This is a genomic window from Allobosea sp. CRIB-10, assembly GCF_900112185.1.
Classification (GTDB): Bacteria; Pseudomonadota; Alphaproteobacteria; order Rhizobiales; family Beijerinckiaceae; genus Allobosea.
Window position 1 is genome coordinate 190548 of sequence record NZ_FOKP01000003.1, and the last position, 21220, is coordinate 211767.

General features: G+C 68.2%; 18 protein-coding genes. 5 read left to right on the forward strand and 13 right to left on the reverse strand.

All coding sequences use genetic code 11. The features are described from left to right. Positions 1-170: 170 nt before the first annotated feature. Positions 171-674 carry a GNAT family N-acetyltransferase gene (locus BMZ69_RS06020; protein WP_210187995.1) on the reverse strand — a complete coding sequence of 168 codons (504 nt, stop codon included), beginning with the start codon at positions 672-674 and terminating at the stop codon, positions 171-173. Next, entirely contained in the window at positions 674-1102 is a 429-nt protein-coding gene (locus BMZ69_RS06025) for a nucleoside deaminase (protein WP_092155840.1), read from the reverse strand. The genes BMZ69_RS06020 and BMZ69_RS06025 overlap by 1 nt, the downstream gene beginning before the upstream one ends. A gap of 173 nt (positions 1103-1275) precedes the next feature. On the opposite strand from BMZ69_RS06025, the gene BMZ69_RS06030 reads away from it, so the two are divergent. From BMZ69_RS06030 to BMZ69_RS06040, 4 genes are all read left to right on the forward strand, one after another. Continuing rightward, the gene (locus BMZ69_RS06030; protein ID WP_092155658.1) at positions 1276-3432 is read left to right on the forward strand and encodes a pseudouridine synthase; all 2157 of its coding nucleotides are present in this window, start codon (positions 1276-1278) and stop codon (positions 3430-3432) included. Positions 3433-3442: 10 nt separating this feature from the next. Continuing rightward, entirely contained in the window at positions 3443-4003 is a 561-nt protein-coding gene (gene rsmD / locus BMZ69_RS06035; protein WP_092155659.1) for a 16S rRNA (guanine(966)-N(2))-methyltransferase RsmD, read from the forward strand. A gap of 300 nt (positions 4004-4303) precedes the next feature. After that, entirely contained in the window at positions 4304-4516 is a 213-nt protein-coding gene (locus BMZ69_RS31015; RefSeq protein WP_139218984.1) for a hypothetical protein, read from the forward strand. Between the two features lie 71 nt (positions 4517-4587). Beyond that, entirely contained in the window at positions 4588-5277 is a 690-nt protein-coding gene (locus BMZ69_RS06040; RefSeq protein WP_092155660.1) for a Fic family protein, read from the forward strand. Between the two features lie 39 nt (positions 5278-5316). Here the strand turns inward: BMZ69_RS06040 and mutL are convergent, their stop codons facing one another. From mutL to BMZ69_RS06080, 8 genes are all read right to left on the reverse strand, one after another. Beyond that, the gene (gene mutL, locus BMZ69_RS06045; protein WP_092155661.1) at positions 5317-7137 is read right to left on the reverse strand and encodes a DNA mismatch repair endonuclease MutL; all 1821 of its coding nucleotides are present in this window, start codon (positions 7135-7137) and stop codon (positions 5317-5319) included. Between the two features lie 18 nt (positions 7138-7155). Then, complete coding sequence (locus BMZ69_RS06050; RefSeq protein WP_092155662.1) at positions 7156-8448, reverse strand: M16 family metallopeptidase; 1293 nt, start codon at positions 8446-8448, stop codon at positions 7156-7158. 53 nt (positions 8449-8501) lie between these two features. Then, on the reverse strand, positions 8502-9797 hold the full coding sequence (locus BMZ69_RS06055; RefSeq protein ID WP_092155663.1) for a M16 family metallopeptidase: 1296 nt from the start codon (positions 9795-9797) through the stop codon (positions 8502-8504). Positions 9798-9941: 144 nt separating this feature from the next. Continuing rightward, a complete protein-coding gene (locus tag BMZ69_RS06060) occupies positions 9942-10604 on the reverse strand; it encodes a hypothetical protein (protein ID WP_092155664.1) in 663 nt (220 codons plus the stop codon). 138 nt (positions 10605-10742) lie between these two features. After that, on the reverse strand, positions 10743-11231 hold the full coding sequence (gene lspA / locus BMZ69_RS06065) for a signal peptidase II (RefSeq protein ID WP_092155665.1): 489 nt from the start codon (positions 11229-11231) through the stop codon (positions 10743-10745). Next, positions 11228-14221: an isoleucine--tRNA ligase gene (gene ileS, locus BMZ69_RS06070; RefSeq protein WP_092155666.1), complete on the reverse strand. Its 2994-nt coding sequence runs from the start codon at positions 14219-14221 to the stop codon at positions 11228-11230. Before ileS ends, lspA begins: the two co-directional genes overlap by 4 nt. Before the next feature lie 194 nt (positions 14222-14415). Continuing rightward, a complete protein-coding gene (locus BMZ69_RS06075) occupies positions 14416-15399 on the reverse strand; it encodes a bifunctional riboflavin kinase/FAD synthetase (protein WP_092155667.1) in 984 nt (327 codons plus the stop codon). Between the two features lie 75 nt (positions 15400-15474). Beyond that, entirely contained in the window at positions 15475-15915 is a 441-nt protein-coding gene (locus BMZ69_RS06080) for a MaoC family dehydratase (RefSeq protein WP_092155841.1), read from the reverse strand. Positions 15916-16198: 283 nt separating this feature from the next. Between BMZ69_RS06080 and BMZ69_RS06085 the strand changes: the two genes are divergently transcribed. Then, positions 16199-16582 carry a response regulator gene (locus BMZ69_RS06085; RefSeq protein WP_092155668.1) on the forward strand — a complete coding sequence of 128 codons (384 nt, stop codon included), beginning with the start codon at positions 16199-16201 and terminating at the stop codon, positions 16580-16582. Positions 16583-16604: 22 nt separating this feature from the next. On the opposite strand, the gene BMZ69_RS06090 is transcribed toward BMZ69_RS06085, so the two are convergent. The 3 genes from BMZ69_RS06090 to BMZ69_RS06100 all read right to left on the reverse strand — a co-directional run bounded on the left by BMZ69_RS06090 (position 16605) and on the right by BMZ69_RS06100 (position 21080). Then, positions 16605-17462: a TIGR01459 family HAD-type hydrolase gene (locus BMZ69_RS06090; protein WP_092155669.1), complete on the reverse strand. Its 858-nt coding sequence runs from the start codon at positions 17460-17462 to the stop codon at positions 16605-16607. A 242-nt stretch (positions 17463-17704) separates the two neighbouring features. Further along, on the reverse strand, positions 17705-19150 hold the full coding sequence (locus BMZ69_RS06095) for an EAL domain-containing protein (protein ID WP_092155670.1): 1446 nt from the start codon (positions 19148-19150) through the stop codon (positions 17705-17707). 145 nt (positions 19151-19295) lie between these two features. Continuing rightward, a complete protein-coding gene (locus BMZ69_RS06100) occupies positions 19296-21080 on the reverse strand; it encodes a hypothetical protein (RefSeq protein ID WP_092155671.1) in 1785 nt (594 codons plus the stop codon). Positions 21081-21220 lie beyond the last annotated feature (140 nt).

Genomic DNA, 21220 nt, shown 5'->3' on the forward strand with positions numbered 1-21220 from the left:
GAATTAGGTCGATCGAACTAGGCGATTGAAAAGCAAATACTAGGAAATATACATTACATAAATTGTGAAAATTGCTGAAGAACAGCTCGAATACTATTTCTTGAAGTGCCATCATCGCTTCTTCAAGCATTCGCACGGCAGCTCGGCCGCCAGGCGGACGGATCGATCGACTACAGCCCGAACGCGGAGGGGTAGCTGACCGAGCCACGCTGCCCCGCCAGGGCTCCCGGCACGAGCTCCAGCGCCATGAAGGCGTCGCCGGAGAAGGGTGAGGCCAGGTTTTGTGCCAGCGCTGCCGAGAAGCCGAAGCGCGGATAATAGCCGGGATGGCCGAGCACGATGACGGCCTGTGCGCCTGCAGCCCTCGCCTGGTCGAGCGCCGCCGCGATCAGCCGGCCGCCGATGCCCTGCTTCTGCAGCCCCGGCCGAACCGCCATGGGAGCGAGCGCCAGAGCCTTCACGCTGCGGCCGTCAATCACCGTCGGCAGCCAGCTCAACAGGATGTGGCCGATGATCGCGCCACCCTGCTCCGCGACCAACTCGACTGCGACGAGGCCGTCACCGCGCAGGCGCTCGACGATTCCGACTTCCTCCTCGCCGCCGAAGGCTGCACGGTTGAGCGCAGCAATCGCTTCCGCATCAGCCGGGGTCGCGGTTCGGATCATCTCCGCCATCAGCGCTTCCCTCGGAAGAAGTCGCGCAGCAGATCGGCCGCCTCGCGCTCGCTCAGACCGCCATAGACCTCGGGCGCGTGATGGCAGGTGGGGCTGGAATAGAGCCGGACGCCGTTCTCCACTGCCCCACCCTTCGGATCGGATGCTCCGAAATAGAGCCGCCTGATCCGGGCGAAGGAGATTGCCGCGGCGCACATCGGACAAGGTTCGAGCGTGACATAGAGGTCGCAATCGATCAGCCGCTCCGACTGGATGGCTTCGCAGGCGATCCGGATCGCCAGCGTCTCGGCATGGGCCGTCGGGTCCTTCAGCTCGAGCGTGCGGTTGCCGGCGCTGGCCAGCACCTGCCCGCCACGGACGATCACAGCCCCGACCGGCACCTCGCCACGCTCCGCCGCAGCGCGCGCTTCGGCGAGCGCCAACGCCATCGGCGCGACCTCGACCTGCTTTGCGTCGATCGATCCCATCGAACCCCATCATTGCCGCTCGCAGCGGGCGAAATCGCCTGCTACAAGCGCCGGCTAATACCAGATTCAAGAGCCGCTGCCGTCCCGGATCGCTTCGCAACCCGGTCCGCGATGATCCGGCTTCAGGAGCCACCATGAGCGACGACAACAACCAGAAAAGCCGCGGCCCGCGCAAGGGCGGCGGAACCGGCGGCCGCGGCGGCGGACGCGATGGCGGCCCCGGCCGCGGTGGTCCCGGCGGCCGTCCACCCAGCCGTGGCGGCAAGCCGCCCTTCCGCTCGCGCGACGGCGAGGAACGCCCCCGGCGCGCACCGGCTGAAGGCGCCGAGCGTCGCCGCAGCGAGGGCGAGCGCCCGGCACAGCGTTTCGAGAAGAAGCCATTCCGCGAGCGCCCGAGCGGCGAGCGGCCGCCGCGCGAGGGTGGTGAGCGGCCATTCCGCGACCGTGGCAGTGACGAACGCCGGACCAGCCGCCCGCCGCGCGACGGCGACAGGCCACGCGGAGACAGGCCCGGCGGCGGTTTCGGGCGCCCTTCCCGTGACGGCGCAGCATCGCGCCCAGCGCGCGATGGAGACCGTCCCTTCCGCGGGCGCGGTGACGATGAGCGTCGCGCGGCTCGCCCCGCCCGTGAAGGCGGCGAACGCTCGTTCCGTCCGCGCGACGGCGAGGAGCGCCGGCCGCCGCGGGAGCGCGGCGATCAACCTGGCCGCAGCGAGCGCCCTGCCCGGCCGCCGCGCCGCGAGGAGCGCGGCGAAGGCCGCGGCTTCGGCGGCGGCAAGCGTTTCGACACCCCGCGCGGCAGCAATCCGACGCGCACGCGCCCCGATCGGGCGCATCGCAACGCCGCCGAGATCGCCGAGGCCGTCTCGGCTCCGGCCGCGCCGCAGGAGCCGGAGCGCATCGCCAAGGTGATGGCCCGCGCCGGTGTCGCCTCGCGCCGCGACAGCGAGGCGCTGATCGCGGAAGGCCGCGTCAGCGTGAACGGCAAGGTGATCGAGAGCCCGGCGCTCGATGTCGGCCCGAACGATGTCGTGCTGGTCGATGGCGAGCCCTTGCCGGCGCGCGAGCGCACAAGGCTCTGGTTCTACCACAAGCCGCGCGGGCTGGTGACGACCAACCATGACCCTGAGGGGCGCCCGACCGTGTTCGACGCGCTGCCGGAGGACCTGCCACGGGTGCTCTCGGTCGGCCGGCTCGACATCAACACCGAAGGCCTGCTGCTGCTGACCAATGATGGCGGGCTGGCGCGCATGCTGGAGCTGCCCGAGACCGGCTGGCTGCGGCGCTATCGCGTGCGCGCCTTCGGCCAGGTCAACCAGGCGCAGCTTGATACGCTCCGGGGCGGCGTCACCATCGACGGCGTGCAGTATGGTCCGGTCATCGCCCAGTTCGAGCGCGAGCAGGGCTCCAACACCTGGCTCACCGTCGACCTGCGCGAAGGCAAGAACCGCGAGGTCAAGACGGTGCTGGAGCATCTCGGCCTGCAGGTGAACCGGCTGATCCGGGTCTCCTTCGGTCCGTTCCAACTCGGCGACCTGCCGGAGGGCGAGGCCGAGGAGGTTCGCTCCAAGGTGCTCAAGGACCAGCTCGGGACCGAGCTGATGGCCAAGGCCGGCGTCGATTTCGACTCGCCGCGGCGCGACGAGGCCAGATCAGACGACAGGCCCGCGCGCGGCAGACAGGCCCCCGCCGGCGACGACCGGCCGCGCCGGCGCCCGCGCGAGGAGCAGGCCGAGGAGGCGCGCCCGCTGCGCGGCGACAAGCCATGGACGCGCGGCGTCTGGCGCGATGTCGAGGCCGAGCCGCAGCGCGAGCGCAAGGCACCGCCGCGCCGCGGCGCCGATCCCAAGGAAGAGCGCCAGGCGCGCGAGGCCACCGGCGCCGTCACGCGCGTGCGCGACAAGGCGATCGCCGATCCCAAGGGCCGGCGCGTCAAGGTCGAGCGCATCAGCGCCAAGCCGACCGACGAGCCGCGCGAGGAGCGGCCAGCGCGTGCTCCGCGCAGCGAGCGCCCGAGCCGGGCGCCGCGCGAGGAGAGCTTCGGCCGCGATCGCGGCGGCGAGGCGCCCTGGCGCGGCAGCGGCGACTGGGCCGACAAGCCGCCGCGCGGCAAGCGCCCGCCCAGCGGCGGCGGCACAGATGACCGCCCGGCCCGTCCGTTCCGCGGCAAGCCGACCGGCGACCGGCCAGGTGGCGATCGGCCCGGCGGGCGCGGGCCGCGCCCCGGCGGCGGCCGCCCGCCGCGCTCAGGTCCGCCGCGTTCGGGCGGCGGGCGTGATCGCCGCGGCTGAGGCCTGAGCCATGCGCATCGTCGGAGGGCGCTTCGGCGGCCGGTCTCTCGCCAGCCCGAAGCCGGGCATCGGCGCGATCCGGCCGACCTCGGATCGCCTGCGGGAATCGCTGTTCAACGTGCTGGCGCATGGCCATGGGGATGCGGCCGACGGGGCGCGCGTGCTCGACCTCTTCGCCGGCACCGGCGCGATGGCGTTCGAGGCGCTGTCGCGCGGCGCAGCCTTCGCGCTCCTGGTCGATGACGGGGCCGAGGCGCGCGGGCTGATCCGCGAGAACCAGATGGCGCTCGGGCTCGCCGGCTATAGCCGCATCTTCCGCCGCGACGCGACGAAGCTCGGCCCGATCACCGGCATGGCGCCGTTCGACCTCGTCTTCTGCGACCCGCCCTATCGCAAGGGGCTGGGCGAGAAGGCGCTCGCCTCGGCCCGGGAGGGCGGCTGGCTGGCGAGCGCTGCGCTGATCTTGCTGGAGGAAGCCGCGGACGTGGAGATCACGCTGCCGGAGGGGTTCGAGGAGCTCGACCGGCGCGATTATGGCGAGACGCAGGTGCGGTTTCTGCGGGCGGTGTGAGCGCACATCAATTTGGATGTCCGCTATTTGGATTAGTTTCTCGTTCGTCAAATTTGCTGCATGCTGACCGCTATTGCCCCGCCATGTGTTAAGAGCAAACTTGATGATGCATTTTGAGTGATTGCGAAGCGATCGTTCTGCAATTACATGCGTCGTTGAATCGCTACGAACGGCATCATAATCGCCTTGCAGTTGCGTTCAGATAGGAACATGCTCCCGTTCGGACGCGTTCCCAAAAATGTTAAGCGGCGGTTAATCCATCGCTGAGAACAATGAACAGGGCAGAATCAGGAGGCGGGAATGTCAGCAGCGGTCGCATCGCCGGCACTGTCGCTGTCGGAGCTTATTGCTCGCGCTCGCGAGCATCGTATGACACCCTCGGAGCGCCGCGCGCAGCGCGTGAGCCTTATCATGGGATTGAAGGATAAGACTTCATCTCTAACCCGCGAGGAGGTCGAGTCGGCACTCGATCAGATCGAGGGACACGAGACGGTTGTGACACGCAAGGATTGATTCCTTCACTTTTAAAGTGTTACCCACGAAGGGCTTAGCCGGCGCTAAGCCCTTTTTGTTGTGGGGCACCGATGTTCGATGGCAACTGGGAGTTGATCAACGGCCCCGATGCCCACCACATCGAGATTCTGAACTACTCAAATCAAGTCAATGTAATCGAGGGTCTGTTTCGCCTTTTGTCTGGGAAGTTCGGCATTGAGGCGTCAGCAGGATGCCCTGTATGCCCCAATGTCACAGCGTTGAAGGCTCTACACCACACCGGCACTCTTTTTTTGCTTGAAAAGCCAGGCGAGTTTCGCGAGAGCGAAGTTCATATTAGTAAATCTGATGGTACGATTGTATACAATCCACCCACATGGACCGAAGTTCCAAAACATATGGCTGAATTCGAGGCCGAACTAGGCTCGATGTGGGCGAAAGTAGACGTTCTTACCGTTGCAGCATTCACGCTCTGGAAAATAAACTGGATTCATCCCTTTAAGAACGGAAATGGCCGCGCTGCCCGTGCTTTTGCCTACTCCTGTATGTGTCTCAAGGTCGGCTTTATGCTGCCCGGGCAAGTGACGGTCATTGATCTCATAATGACGAACAAGCCCGATTTCGAAGCGGCGCTGGGAGTTGCTGATAAGACGTTTGCCGAGACAGGGGTGGTTGATCTTGAACCAATGAAGGCCTTCGTTGAACGCTTACTGGTGGAGCAATTCCAATCTGTTCCCAAGCCTGACGCGGCGCCGGAACCAAGCGAGCCAAGTCAATCTTAAGCTTGGCTGCTATTCGGCGCAATGCGGGAGTGCTCTTTCTCACCTTCGCCCGAACAGTTTCTCGATATCGCTGAGCTTCAATTCGACATAGGTCGGCCGGCCGTGATTGCACTGGCCGGAATTCGGCGTCGCCTCCATCTCGCGCAGGAGCGCGTCCATCTCCTCCGGCCGGAGGCGGCGGCCGGCGCGGACCGAGTTGTGGCAGGCCATGGTCGCCAGCACATGGTCGAGCCGGCGTTCCAGCGAGCCGGCATCGCCATGCTCCGCGAGCGCGTCGGCGACGTCGCGGACGATGCCCTGGAGATCGCCGCCGGCGACCGCGGCCGGCGCCTCGCGGACCAGCACGGCGCCGGGCCCGAAGCTCTCGATGACCAAACCGAGCGAGGCGAGATCGCTCGCGGCTGCGTTGAGCCGGTCGGCATCGACTGGGTCGAGCTCGACCACCTCGGGCAGCAGCATGGGCTGGCGGGCGATGCCGACCTTGGCGCGCTCAGCCTTGAGCCGCTCATAGACCAGGCGCTCATGCGCGGCGTGCTGGTCGACGATGACCATGCCGTCGCGGGTCTGGGCGACGATATAGGTGCCGTGGACCTGGGCGCGGGCCGCGCCGAGCGGCCGGTCGAGCGCGTCCTGCGGCGGCTCGGCGAGATGAGCCCTCGCATCGGCCGAGGGCATGGCGAGATCGGCGAAGCCGGCCTGCAGCGGCTGGCCGGGCGCACCCGGCTCGGGGCTACGCCAATCGGTGACGCTGCCGAAATTCGGACGCTGGATCGCGGCCGGGCCACGATTGCCGAAGCCGCCGCCCGAGAAGACCGCGCGGAAGGCGTCGAGCGTGCGGGCGCCGCCGGTGGTGGTGGCGCGGTGGCCGGCGCCGGCGAGCGCCGCCTTGAGGCTCGATACGACGAGGCCGCGCACCAGCGCCGGATCGCGGAAGCGAACCTCGCTCTTGGCCGGGTGGACGTTGACGTCGACGGCCGAGGGGTCGCAGAGCACATCGAGATAAAGCACCGGGTGCCGGTCGGAGGGCACGACGTCGGCATAGGCGCCGCGCACCGCCGAGAGCAGCAGCTTGTCGCGCACCGGCCGGCCATTCACCGCCATGTGGACGCCGGCCGAGGTGCCGCGATGGAAGGTCGGCAGGCCGGCGAAGCCGGAGAGCCTGATGCCCTCGCGCTCGGTCTCGACCGGCAAGGCGTTGTCAGGGAAGTCGCGCCCAAGCGCCCGGCCGAGGCGGCGCAGATGGCCGTCACTGCCGATCGGCTCGGCCGGCCAGTCGAAAGCGCCGGCATGCTCGCCCTCGAGCGAGAAGCGGATCTCGGGATGGGCGATGGCGAGCCGCCGCAGCATGTCGGAGACGGCCTGCGCCTCTGCGCGGTCGCTCTTCAGGAATTTCAGGCGGGCCGGGGTGAAGATGAAGAGGTCGCTGACCTCGATGCGGGTACCGGGCGCCGCTGCCGCCGGCCTGACCGCGCCCTTGGCGCCGGCCTCGACCACGAGGGCGCAGCCCTGCGCCGCATCGCGCTGGCGCGTGGTGATCGACAGCCGCGCGACCGAGCCGATCGAGGGCAGCGCCTCGCCGCGAAAGCCGAGCGAGCGGATGGCGAAGAGGTCGCCGTCCGGAAGCTTCGAGGTGGCGTGGCGCTCGACGCAGAGGGCGAGATCGTCAGGGCTCATGCCGATGCCGTCATCGACGACGCGGATCAATTCGCGCCCGCCGGCCCGGATGGTGACGGCGATCGAGGTGGCGCCGGCGTCGATCGCGTTCTCGACCAGCTCCTTCACCGCCGCGGCCGGCCGCTCGATCACCTCGCCGGCGGCGATGCGATCGACCAGGACGGGATCGAGGCGGCGAATGCTCACCGTGTCACTGCCGGAGCGTCAGACCAGCCCGACCGGCCGACCGACGGCCTGGACCAGCAGCTTGCCCTCGCCGAACAGGCGCTGGGCGACGCGGCGGACATCGGCGAGCGTCACCGCGGCGAAGCGCTGGTTGCGCGTCTCGACGAACTCGGGCTGCTCGCCGCGGATCGCAAGGCCGAGCAGTTCGCCGGCGATCTTCGGCGAGGTGTCGAAGCGCAGCGAATAGGAGCCGATCAGATAGCGCTTGGCCTCCTCGACCTCGTGCTCGCTCGGGCCTTCCGTCACGAGCTTGGCGATCTCCTCGCGGATCACCGCCATCGATTCGGCGACGCGGTCGTTGCGGGTCGAGGTGCCGCCGACGAGGAAGCCGGTCTGGCGCAGCGGCATCAGGCTGGAGGAGACGCCATAGGCGAGGCCGCGCTTCTCGCGCACTTCCATGAACAGGCGCGAGGTGAAGGCCGAGCCGCCGAGGATATGGTTCAGCACGGTCGCAGCGATGAAATCGGGATCGTGCCACATCAAGCCTGGGCCAATGAAGCGCAGCACGGTCTGCGGCACGTCGAGATCGACGATATGGGTCTGGCCGAGATCGGCGATGGGCAGCGGCGCGGCCGGCTCGATGCGCGGCGACCCCGCCGGTAGCGCCCCGAACAGCGCATCGAGCCGCGACGCCAGCTCGCTCGCGGTGATGTCGCCGACAGCAACGACCTTGAGGCCGCCGCGCGTGAAGAGCTCGCGCGTCAGCGCCTTCAAGCCCTCTGCCTGAAGCCCGCCGACGCTGGCGACGTCGCCGCGCTCGGGACGGCCATAAGGATGACCCGGGAAAGCCGCGGCGAAGAGCGCGTTGCGGCAGATGACGTCCGGGTTCTGCGCCTGACGCTGCAGCCCCGCGATCACCTGCGCCTTGACCCGCGCCACCGCGTCGGCGTCGAAGCGCGGCGCGTTGAGGGCGAGGCCGAGCAGCTCGAAGGCGACCTCGCGATGCTGCGACAGGGTCTGGAGCTGACCGTGGAAATCGTCGCGGCGGGCGTCAAAGGAGAGGTTGATGGCGTGATCGGCCAACCGGCCCTGGAAGGCCTCGGCGTCGAGATCCCCGGCGCCCTCGTCGAGCAGGCCGGAGATGAGATTGGCACTGCCGGCGGCATCGGCCGGGTCGCGATTGGCGCCGCCGTCGAAGGCGAAGTCGAGCGCGAGCAGCGGCAGGCTGTGCTCCTCGACCAGCCAGGCCTCGACGCCGCAGGCAGCTTTGACGCGCTGGACAGCGAGCGAGGGGCCTGGGGCGGCGGTGGCGGGAGCGAGAGAATGGGTCATCGGCAATCCTCGATGGCGAACCGGAGTCCGCCTGTCATCACTTCAGCGCGATATCAGGCAGCGGCCGGCAGGAGCAGGCCGGTGACCGAGCGATCGGGCTTGAGATAGCGCCGCACCGCCTGGATGACCTGCTCGCGCGTCACCGCCTCGACCCGCTGCGGCCAGAGCAGCACGTCCTCGACGCTTTCACCGACCGCGAGTGCCGAGCCGAAGATGCGGGCGAGCGAGGACTGGCTGTCGCGGGCGAAGACCGTCTCGGCGACGAGGCGGGTGCGGGCGCGGGCGAGCTCGAGCTCGGTCGGCCCCTCCGCGATGAAGTCGGCGAGCGCGGCATCGAGCCCGGCTTCGAGCGCCGCCATCTCGACGCCCGGGCGCGGGCTGACCGAGAGCTGGAACGCGGAACGGTCGACCATCGAGCCCATGAAATAGGCGCCGGCGCCGGCAGCGAGTTCCTCTTCGACGCAGAGCTTGCGATAGAGCCGCGAGGTCGTGCCGCCGCCGAGGATCTCGGCGGCAAGCTCCAGCGCGAAGGCTTCGTCACGCTGCGGCGAGACATAGGTCGGCGCCAGCCAGGCGCGGCGCAACGAGGGCTGCTGCACGCGCGGATCGGAGAGCGCGACGCGGCGGGCGGCGCGCGTGTCGGGCTCGGCCGGGCGCTTTCGAACCGGGGCGTCGCCGCGGGCGGGGATGAGGCCATAGGTTTCTTGCGCCAGGCGCAGCACCTCGGCCGGCTCGACATCGCCGGCGACGACCAGGATGGCGTTCTCCGGCGTGTAGAAGCGCTGGTAATAGGCGAAGGCGTCGTCGCGCGAGAGCTCCTCGATCTCGTGCTCCCAGCCGATGATCGGGGTGCCATAGGGATGGTGAGCGTAGAGCGCGCTGGAGAACTCCTCGCCGAGCTGGGCGGCCGGGTCGGCGTCGACGCGCATGCGCCGCTCCTCCAGCACCACGTCGCGCTCGGGCGCGACCACGGTCTCGTCGAAGGCGAGGCCGGTCATCCGGTCGGCTTCATAGTCCATCATCGCGCGCAGATGCTCCTTCGGCACGCGCTGGAAATAGGCGGTGTAGTCGTAGGAGGTGAAGGCGTTCTCCTGGCCGCCATAGCTGGCGACGATCTTCGAGAATTCGCCGGCCGGCCATTTCGCCGTGCCCTTGAACATCAGGTGCTCGAGGAAATGGGCGATGCCCGACTTGCCGGCCGGATCATCGCCGGAGCCGTTGCGATACCAGACCATATGGGTGACGACGGGCGCGCGGTGGTCGGGCGCGACCACGATCTGGAGCCCGTTGGCGAGCTTGTAGGATTCGACCTGATTGGCTGCGGTGGCGGGAGCGGCGTGAACCGTCATGGTCGGGGAAAGCTCCTGCAGGGATCGCGACGTCTAGAAACGAACCGGCCCGGGCCCGCCTGGACCCGAGCCGGAAAAAGGCTCCTGCTCTAGATAGTCCGGCCGCGGTGGAAAACCAACGCGCGCCGGAGGATCGCTTGCAGCCTATTGGTTCTCGTAGACCTTCTTGCCGACGAGGAACTCGCGCTGGCCGACCGCCTGCTTGTCCTCGCGCGGACCGGTCTGGCCCGGACCGAGCGCCGCCGTCGCCGCCGGGCGGCGGTAGCCGGTCGGCGGCTCGTGCAGATAACGACGGGCCGGCTCGGTGCCATATTGGAGATTGGAGGTATCGGTCTGGGCCTGGCGAGCCGCCATCTCGCGGCCGACGCGGATCGGCTGGATCTGGTTGTTGTAGTTGCTGTGGTCGGGAACGATGCCGTCCGGACCGTTGGCAGTCCCGGCGACGCGGCCGCGGCGCAGCTCGTCCTGCGTCAGCAACGGCCTGGTGTTGGCGCGGTAGGACTCGCTGTTCTGGAACAGAATGTTGGAACTGTCGCGGTCGGCCCGGCGGCGGGCGACGTCCGGATCATCGGGCCAGGCGGCGCTGCGATTGGCGCCGGCTTCCTGCGGCCTGGGCAGGCTCGAAGACGGCGGCACGACGAGCGGGGCGCGCTGCTTGTACTCGATGTCCGCCTTGTCGGTGCCGAACAGGCCGAAGCCCTTCACCAAATTCTGGAAGAGCATGCCTTCCTGGGCGAAAGCAGGGCTCGCCGCCAGCAGCAGGCCGCCGGTGAGCAGCATGTGCGAAGCGCGGATCCGATAAGCCATTTCACCTCTCCATACGGACATCTGCCGGCGTCATGCCCGATCGACGCGGCAAAAGCATGGCGGGCCTTTTAACCCATATCCGGCAAAACGGGGAGCCCTTTTGCCAGATTGCCGTAAATGGCCTGTGGCTGGCCGGTTTCAGACCGCCCTGGAACGATCGGCGCCGGGCCGCAGCGACTCATAGAGCAGGCCGAGCACGCCGAAGACGATCGCCGCGTCGGCGATGTTGAAGATGTACCAGCTGAAGCTGCCGACATGGACATGCACGAAGTCGACGACGGCGCCGTAGACCATGCGGTCGAGCCCATTGCCGAGCGCGCCGCCGATGATGAGAGCAAGACTCACCACGGTGAGCCTGTCGTCGGAGCGCCACATCCAGCGCCAGAGCCAGATCGCCGCAGCGATCGAGAGCACGACCAGCGCCCAGCGGCCGATATCGGTCGATTGCTGGAACAGGCCGTAGGAGATGCCGCGATTCCAGGCGAGCACGATCTCCAGGAAGGAGGCAAGCTGGAACGGCCCCTCTTCGGCGAGCTTCAGGCCGAAGAGCAGCCAGAGCTTCAGCGCCTGGTCGAGCACGAAGGTCAGCGCGACGATCAGGGCGCCGAGGCGGCGCACCGGGGTCATGCTGCGCGCCCGAGCTCGCGCAGCGCCTGGGCGTCGCGCGGCGTCACCTCGGGGAAGCCGGGCTCGGCCGTCGCCGGGTCGAAGTACTTCCACGAGCGGGCGCATTTGATGCCGGAGGCGCGCGCCGGCACCACCGAGACGCCGGGGACGTCCGGCAGGCGGAAAGCATCGGCGGCCCCCTCCCCGTCGACGATCGTCGCACCGGAGGTGATGCAGATCTCGGCGAGGTCGAGCCCGCTCAGCGCAGCGCGCAGATCGGGGTCGGCGATATGAACAACCGGAGCCGCCTCCAGCGAGGAGCCGATGCGCTTGGCGGCGCGCTCCAGTTCGAGCGCGCCGGTGACGACGCGGCGCACGCGCCGGACCTTGGCCCAGCGCTCGGCCAGCTCGGGATCGAGCCAGGCCGCGTCGGCCTTGGCGAAGAGTTCAAGATGAACGGAGCCGTCGTCCGCCCTTACGTTAGGATAGCGGTCGAGCCAGGCCTCCTCAGCGGTGAAGACCAGGATCGGCGCGAGCCAGGTCGTCAGGCAGCGGAAGAGCTGGTCGACGACGGTGAGCGCGCTCTTGCGGACATGGCTGGAGCGCGGGTCGCAATAGAGCGCGTCCTTGCGCACGTCGAAATAAAAGGCCGAGAGCTCGGTGTTCATGAACTGCGAGAGTAGATTCACCACCTTCTTGTAGTCATAGGTGCGGTAGGCCTCCTCGACCTGCGGGCCGAGCTCGGCGAGACGGTGCAGCATCAGCCGCTCCAGCTCCGGCATCGAGGCTGGATCGGAAACGCGGATCGCCTCGTCGAAGTGGGCGAGCGTGCCGAGCATCCAGCGCATGGTGTTGCGCAGCTTGCGATAGGTCTCGACGAAGGTCTTGAGGATCTCCTTGCCGATGCGCAGATCGTCGGAATAGTCGGCCGCCGCGACCCAGAGACGCAGGATGTCGGCGCCGCTGTCCTTGATCACGTCCTGCGGGGCGGTGACGTTGCCCTTCGACTTCGACATCTTCTCGCCCTTCTCGTCGAGACAGAAGCCGTGGGTCAGCACCACGTCGAAAGGCGCGCGGCCGCGGGTGCCGCAGCTTTCGAGCAGGCTGGAATGGAACCAGCCGCGATGCTGGTCCGAGCCTTCGAGATACATCACCTTGTCGCGGCCGCCATCGACGACGCGATGGGTTTTCAGGTCGGCGCGCTTCTCCAGGGTGAAGGCATGGGTCGAGCCTGAATCGAACCAGACGTCGAGCACGTCTACGACGCGCTCGTATTTGGCCGGGTCATAGCCATAGGGCTTGAGGAAGCGGGCGCCGTCGGTGTCGGTGAACCAGGCGTCGGCGCCCTCCTGCTCGAAGGCCTCGGCGATCGCGGCGTTGACCTTGTCGTCGACCAGGATCTCCTTGCTCTCCTTGTCGACGAAGACGGTGATCGGCACGCCCCAGGCGCGCTGGCGCGAGACCACCCAGTCCGGCCGGTTGGCGATCATGCCGTTGATGCGGTTCTCACCGGCGGCGGGAACCCATTCGGTCTGCTTGATCGCCTTGAGCGCACGGTTGCGCAGCGTGTCGGCATTGCCGCCGGCGGTCGGCGCGGGAGCTTCTAGGTCAGGCGCGCCCTCGTCGCCATAGGGCTTGTCCATGGCGATGAACCATTGCGGCGTGTTGCGGAAGATCACCGGCTTCTTCGAGCGCCAGGAATGCGGATATTGGTGTTTGAGCCGGCCGCGCGAGACGAGATTGCCGGTGGCGGCGAGCGCCTTGATCACGACCTCGTTGGCGTTGCCCTTCTCGCCCTTATCGGTGATGACCTGCGCGCCCTCGAAGCCTGGGGCCTCCTCGGTGAAGCGGCCATCGGCATCGACGGTATAGGGGATGCGGGTCTCGATGCCGCGCTCGGCCAGCATGCGGCCATTGGCCATCCAGACGTCGAAGTCCTCGCGGCCATGGCCCGGCGCGGTGTGGACGAAGCCGGTGCCGGCATCGTCGGTGACATGGTCGCCGTCGAGCAGCGGCACATCGAACTCGTAGCCCTGGCCGCGCAGCGGATGGGCGGTCTTAAGACCGGCGAGATCGGCGGTCGTGACGTCGCGCTCCAGCTCATAGGCCTCGACCTTGGCGGTCTTGAACAGCGCTTCGGCGAGGTTCTTGGCCAGCACATAGCGTGCCCCGACCTTGGCCCAGTTGCCTTCCGGGGCGGCCGTGACGCGGTAGAGGCCATAGGCGATCTTGTTGTGGAAGGAGATCGCACGGTTGCCCGGGATGGTCCAGGGCGTGGTCGTCCAGATCAGCACCGACGCGCCGGCGAGCGGGCCGGAGCCGAGCACCGGGAACGCCGCGAAGATCGTATCGCTGGTGTGCTCCTCGTACTCGACCTCGGCCTCGGCCAGCGCGGTCTTCTCGACCACCGACCACATCACCGGCTTGGAGCCGCGATAGAGCTGGCCGTTCTGCGCGAACTTCATGATCTCGCGGGCGATCTGCGCCTCGGCGCCGAAGGCCATGGTCAGGTAGGGATCGTCCCAGTCGCCCTCGACGCCGAGCCGCTTGAACTCGGTGCGCTGGATGTCGACCCATTTCTCGGCGAAGGCGCGGCATTCCTTGCGGAACTCGACGACATCGACGTCGTCCTTGTTCAGGCCCTTGGCGCGGTACTGCTCCTCGATCTTCCACTCGATCGGCAGGCCGTGGCAGTCCCAGCCCGGCACATAGTTCGAGTCGTAGCCGAGCATCTGCTGCGAGCGCGTCACCAGGTCCTTCAGCACCTTGTTGAGCGCATGGCCGATATGGATGTTGCCGTTCGCATAGGGCGGGCCGTCATGCAGGACGAAGCGGTCGCGGCCTTGGCCGGCTTCGCGCAGCTTCCGGTAGAGATCCATCTTCGCCCAGCGGGCGAGCAGTTCGGGCTCGCGCTGCGGCAGGCCGGCGCGCATCGGGAATTCCGTCTGCGGCAGGAACAGGGTCTGCGAATAGTCGGTGGTCTCGGGTTTCTCGGCGGTCTTGTCGGTCATGATCCGGCTCGGCGGTGCGGATGGCGGCTCGGCATGCGGTGCAGCGCCCATCCTGGAGATGTCACGGGGAAGCGATCGTCGTCCCGGCCTGCGCAAGCGCCCGCGCTATCAGCGCAGGGCGGCAGCCGGGCCGGTAATTCGCAGGGGCGTAACGAAGTGCAGAGCGGACATGAGCGGCTTCTAGCAAAGCGTCGTCACAGAAGGAAGGCCGGCGTCGCCGCCAGGATGCCGCGCGCCCGTGCGCTGTCGACATCCATCTGGACGATCAGCGCATCGAGCGTATCGAACTTCGCCTCGCCGCGCAGGAAGGCGACGAAGGCGACGTCGACGGTCCTGCCATAGAGATCGCCGGAGAAGTCGAAGACGAAGGTCTCGAGCCTGGGCGCGCCGTCGTCGAAGGTCGGCCGGCTGCCGAAGCTGGCGACGCCGTCGCGCCAGACGCCATCTATCTTCATGCGGACCGCGTAAATGCCGAAGCGCAGGCGGCAATCACGGGCGAGATGCATGTTGGCGGTGGGATAGCCGAGATCGCGGCCGCGCTTGTCGCCATGGGCGATCTCGCCGCGGACGAACCAGGGACGACCGAGCAGGGCCGCGGCATGGCCGACATCGCCGGCTTCGAGCGCCGTGCGCACCAAAGTCGAGGAGACCGGCTCGCCCTGGAAGGTGAAGGGCGGAACCACGGCGACAGGGATGCCGGCATGGCCGGCGCGGGCCTGAAGCATCTCAGGCGAACCGGTGCGGCCCTTGCCGAAATGGAAGTCGTAGCCGCAGACGAGGCCGGCAGCGCCGAGCTGGCCAAGCAGCAGATCGTCGACGAAAGCCTCGGCCGGAATGCCGGCGACCGCACGATCGAAAGGGATGATGAAACTGGGCGAAAGGCCCAGCTCGGCCAGCAGCGCGACCTTGATCGGCTCCGGCGTCAGCCGGAACACCGGCTGCTCCGGCCGGAAGACGGTCCGCGGATGCGGCTCGAAGGTCAGCGCCGCGGCGCTGGTCCCCCGCTCCGCCGCCATCGCGCCGGCGACGCGCGCCAGCTCGGCATGGCCGCGATGAACGCCGTCGAAATTGCCGAGCGCCAGCACCCGGCCGCGCAGATCGGCCGGCACCGGCTGGTTGGGTTCGAGGACGAAGGCGGGCGGCGCATCAGGTCGCGCGGCCTCGGACGATGAGGTCATGGAACGCTAGGTCGCGCCGGGAAGCCCCGGCCAGCGCCGTGTTTGGCCCCAAGCGGCCGGGAGCGTCAAGGCAGTTCAGCCTTGCGCTGCGCGCGGCAGCGCGACCCAGGCCTCGCCTTCGAGCACCGCCTTGCCGTCGACCAGGCATTCGCAGAACAGCCGGGCCCGGCGCCGCTCCGGCACGAGCTCGACCACCTCGACGCGGGCGGTGACGACATCGCCGATCTTCACCGGAGCGAGGAAGTTCAGCGTCTGCGAGAGATAGACCGCGCCCGGCCCGGGCAGGCGCGTGCCGAGCAGAGCCGAGACCAGGCTCGCCGTCAGCATGCCATGGGCGATGCGCTGGCCGAACTTGGTGTTGGCGGCATAACGATCGCAGAGATGGATCGGATTGGCGTCGCCCGAGAGGTCGGCGAAGAGCGAGATGTCGCGCTCCATCACCGTGCGCATCAGGCTTTCGCACTGGCCGACGACCAGATCCTCGAAAGCGTGAACATGATAGAGCGTGCTGGTCATCATTGGTCGCTCTTCGCAATTGCAGCACGGCCACGGGACCGCACGCATTCGGAATCGAGACGGAAGCGTCCCATAGTTCGCTGCGTTGCACCATTAAACTTTGGTGCCTGTTGCCCTGGTTGCACCTCCCCCAAAGGTCGTATGCCGCTAGGTCACTCGCCAACCGGATTAACGGCTTTGAAACGCCGACCCGCTATCACAATTGACCCAAGGTCGCTGCTCTGCGAGAGCGGCGCGCGTCGGTGTCGCTGGGCACCGCGGACTACTGGCTTGGAGCGCCGTCATGGCTGTCGACCCGTCAATGCCGATCCTGGTGGTGGACGACTATCAGACGATGGTCCGGATCATCCGTAATCTCCTGAAGCAGCTCGGCTTCGAGAATGTCGACGACGCCTCCGACGGCAATGCCGCGATCGCCAAGATGCGTGACAAGAAATACGGGCTGGTGATCTCGGACTGGAACATGGAGCCGATGACCGGCTACGAACTGCTCCGCCAGGTCCGCAACGAGGATGCCATCGCCGAGACACCGTTCATCATGGTAACGGCGGAATCGAAGACCGAGAACGTCATCGCCGCCAAGAAGGCCGGCGTGAACAACTACATCGTCAAGCCGTTCACCGCGCAGACGCTGAAATCGAAGATCGAGTCGGCCTGCGCGGCGTGAGCTTTCGGCCGCGCCGGGGGCCTCACCAGGCCAGGTGCGGCATGGCGTAGTTCGGCCGATGACTCTGCCGGGCGAACCAGCCCTGCAGCGCTTCGTCCGATAATCCCGCCATCTCCTCGGCATGGATGCCGGCGACGCACATCAGCGAAGCCAGGCCATATTGCGCCGCGCCGGCGATATCGGTGCGGATCGCGTCGCCGATCGCCAGGATGCGCGCCTTCTCGACGGTCTCCCCGCGCAGCTCCTGCCCCAGACGAATGGCGAGATCGTAGATCGGCGCATGCGGCTTGCCGGCATAGATCGCTTGTCCGCCGAGCTTCTCATAGGCGACGGCGAGCGAGCCGGCGCAGGGCACGATGCGCCCGCCGCGGTCGACGACCAAATCGGGATTGGCGCAGATCAGCGTCAGGCCGCGGCGGGCGAAATCGGCGAGCTGCCCGGCATAGCTCTCGGCCGTCTCGGTCTCGTCGTCGAACAGGCCGGTGCAGAGAACGTAATGGGCCTCGGCCGGGTCGACGCGCGGCGCATCGAGCCCGGCCATCAACGGCAGGTCGCGCGCGGGACCGAGATGATAGAGCTGCTCGCCAGCTCGGTGGGCGATCAGGTCGCGGGCGACGTCGCCGGAGGTGACGATCGCGTCGAAGGCGTCGCCGGGCACGCCTAGCTTGCCGAGCTGGACCGCGATCTCCGAGCGTGGACGCGGCGCATTCGAGACCAGCACGACGGTGACGCCGCCGGCGCGCATCTTGGCCAGGGCATCGCAGGCCGCGGCGAAGGGCGCAACGCCGTTGTGGACCACGCCCCAGATATCGCAGAGGCACAGCTCGTACTGGTCGATGACGGCGGAAACGCCGGACAGCAGGCGGGTCGAGAACGGCACGGGCGAACTCCTGTCGGACAAGCGCCGCCTGTCTACGCGGCTTCGCCGGCGCAGGCCAGCGCTTCGGTCTCGCGGACATTCCTCTTAGACCGTTTGGAACTCCAGCCCTCGTCCTGAGGAGCGGCCTTCAGGCTGCGTCTCGAAGGTTGCTCCAGCGATTCCGCGACCTCCTGGACCATCCTTCGAGACGCCGCTAACGCGGTTCCTCAGGATGAGGGCCCCATGAATATTCGGTCAGGCTCTCAGGCGGTGGCGCGGCGCAGGATGTCGCGGAAGGGAACGCGCTTGACCTCTGGCGGCGACGCCATGGCGGGGTGCTCGACCACCTCGGCGGAGACAGGCGGCGCCATGGCGACAGCAGGCCTCGGAGCAGGAGCGGCCTCCGGCTCGGCGAAGACCTCGGGCCGCACAGGTCGCGGCGGCGAGAAGACGACGCCCTGGCCGAACGCGATGCCGAGATCGAGCATGTCGGCGACCATCGGATCGTCCTCGACCTCCTCGGCGACGAGCTGGATCGAGCCACGGGCGAGCTGGACGGCGATGTCGCCCGCCGCGATGTCGGCGAGCTTGCCGCCACGCGCCTCGGCGAGCAGCAGCGCCGCCGAGACCTTGACGAAGCGCACGCCGCGGTCATGCAGCGACACCGGATCGAAGCGCAGGTCGGCGACATGGTCGAGCGCGAAGCGCACGCCATTGGCCGACATGGCGCCGAGCAGGCCGAGGCTCGACGGCTCCAGCGCCCGGAAGACGCGCTGCGGCACCTCGATGACGAGATTGCCGATGTGGTCGTGGTATTTTTCCAGGATGCGCGACAGCGCCGCCAGTGCGCGCGACGAGCCCCAGGTCGCCGCGCTGAAATTGCAGGAGACGAAGAGTTCGCCCGGCTTGCTGCCGAGATGGCGGGCGATGGCGAGCGCACGTGTGAGCACGAGCGCATCGAGTGTCGGGCCGAAGCCACGCTCCTCGACCGTGGTCAGGAATTCGGAGGGCAGCAGCAGCGTCTTCTCGTCGAGCCTCAGCCTGACGAGCGCTTCATAGCCGCGCGTGCGGCGCTGCGGCAGGCTGACGATCGGCTGAAGATGGACCTCGACCTGGCCCTTCGCCAAAGCTTCGCTGATCAGGGCGGCGCGCTCCTCGGCGGCACGCCGCTGAGCCGCTTCGGCCGGGTCGTGCCGGGTCGCGATCAGAGGCTCCGGAGCACGTGGCTCGATGCGTTCGGGGACCAGTGCGGCGATCCGCGCGGGCTGCTGCGGCGGTGGATTGGCGAGCCGGCCCTCGATCCGGCTGAGCTGGTCGTCATGCTCGCCCAAGGTCGTTGCGACCTGCTGCAGGAGATCGCCAAGCAGGCCAACCTCAGCGGTGAGCTCGTGAAGCATCGCCTTGGCCGGGGCGGCATCGGCTTCGCCCATCGGCATTTGGTCGAGGCGCTTGGCCATCGAATCGACGCGGATGGCATTGGTCGCCAGCCGGACCTTGACCTCGCCAATCGCGGCAAGCAGCTGCTCGCGCTCGCGCGCGCCGTTCCGGCGCGCCAAAGCCGCCGCCCCGGCGAGGCCGAGCCCGGCGCTCAGCAGGCCGAGCGCATTGGCGAGGTTTCCCGGCAGGAGCAGGATGGCGGCGGCGCCCAGCGAAAAGCCGGCGACGCCGCTGGCGGCCGGAGAGAGTGCGCTGAGGCGGATGCGAGCCAAGGGCTGAAATCGCGCAAGAGGTTGAAAGGGAACGCGACGCTACGAATCAGCTGCGATCAGCACAGAATAGCGGCCTGATTCAGCGACTGCGAGCGCTATCGAACGATCGCGCGCGAACGCGTCCCGAAGGACGACCGGCTTCAGCCTAGCGCGGCTGCAGCCCGGCCTCGCCGATCGCGGCCAGAATGCGGTCGACGACCACCGGGGAGAAGCCCTTGCGGGTCAGATAAAGCCGCCCATCGAGGGCAAAGAGCGGCTCGGCCTTGCCGAGCAGCCGCTGGGTTTCCTCGAGCTCGAGGCGATCTCCGGCGGCGGCGCTCGCGACCGCGCGAGCAACGAGGGCAAGCGGCGTCTCTTCCCGCTTGAGCAGGGCAGCCTGATTGTCGGCAAGCTTCGTCGCGCCGCTCAGATAGGCCGCAAAGTAGAGAAAGACATCGTACCAGGACGGGCGGCCATTGCTCAGCGCAGCGGCGCGCTCAAGCAGAGGCAACCCTTCCGACGCCCGGCCGAGCTGGACGTAGCGCGCCCCGAGATCGGCCATGATGTCGGGATCGTAGGGATTGCGCGTCAGTGCCTCCCGGCCGGATTTGAGCGCCTCCTCCGTCATGCCGCGCAGGAATTGCGCCTCCATCAGCGCCTGGTGTGCTCGCGCGCTCGCCGGCGCCAGCCTCACGGCATTGACCGCTGCGGCGAGGGCCCGGTCGAGCGCCGAACCCGGGCGCGGATTCAGGCCCGAGGCGTACTCATCCGCCGTGAGCAGCGCCAGGTGCGACCAAGCCGGGTGGAATTCGGGATCGCGCGCGACCAGCGCGTCGAGGCAATTGCGCGCCGCGAGATGCTCGTCCTCCTTCATGTGCCGACGGAAATTGAGCGCCTGATAGATGCAGGCGATCCCGGGCGGCAGCGTCGCCAGCCGGAAGTCGGCGTGCAGGATGCCATAGGGCTGGGCGAGCCGGATCGCGACCCGCTGCGCCAGCTCGCGCAGCTCGATGCCGTCGCTCACGGCCGCGAGACTCCGCTCGCCGGATGTGGTCCAGACGACGCGCCCTTCCTTGGCGGTGCTGAGCCGGACGAAGCCCTCAACCTTGTCTCCGGCCCTCGCGGTGTTGAGCGTCAGGACATAGTCGGCCCCCTCCTCTGGCCGCAGCGCCGTGCCGGGAGTCTTGACCACGAGCAGGTCGTCGAAACGGGCCATGGTGTCGACGAGATGGCGCATGAACAGCCGCGCCGCATCCTCGACCGCGGGATCGATGATATCGCCGGCGATCACCACGGCGATCACGGGCAGGCTCGCGGGCGCCGTGACCGGTTCGGCGGGCTGGGCCGAAGCGAGCTGGTCGGGCGCAGCGGGGGTCGCGGCGGGCCGCGGCGCGTGTACTTCCGCGCTCGGCATCCCTGCGCCTGGCTCCGGCCTGGGGCCGGCAAGGCGCCAGACGGCGAGGGCGATCAAGGCAGGCAGCGCGAGCAGCAAGACCGTGTAAGCCCAAAACCGCGGGCGCCCTGCCGCCGGTGGAAGCGGTGTCGCCGGCTCGGCAGCCGGCGACACCGCGTCAGGTTCGGGCAAGCCGGACCGCGTGAAGCTCGGCACATAAGCGCCGACCGGAATCGTGATCCGGACGGGATCGCGAACGCCGTCGGCCGCGAAATAAAGATTGAGAGCCTTGCGCAGGCGGCCGGCCTCGACGCGCACGATCGGATCCGATTGCGGGTCGAACTCGGCGGGGCGCCCGAACGCCTCGACCGCGATGGTGTAGCCCTTCAGCTCGCCGGAGCGACCGGCCAGCGCCTGCTCGACGACATAGCTCAGGAAGGCGGTCAATTGCGGCGCGCTGCGGAAGATGTCGGAGGCGAGCACGCGATCGAGCTGCGCGCGGATGTCCTCCGGCGCGATCGACTCGCTCCCATCCCGACCGGCGACGCCTTCAGTCATTGGGGCGTAGTCCAGTGTTACCCCCTTGTTGAGACTACGCCGGAAACGACGTTACGTCACCTGCTCCGAGCGACGGCCGCCGTTCGCCGGACGCAGGCATGCCCCGAGCCGATGCGGATTTACAGCCCCGACCGCGCTGC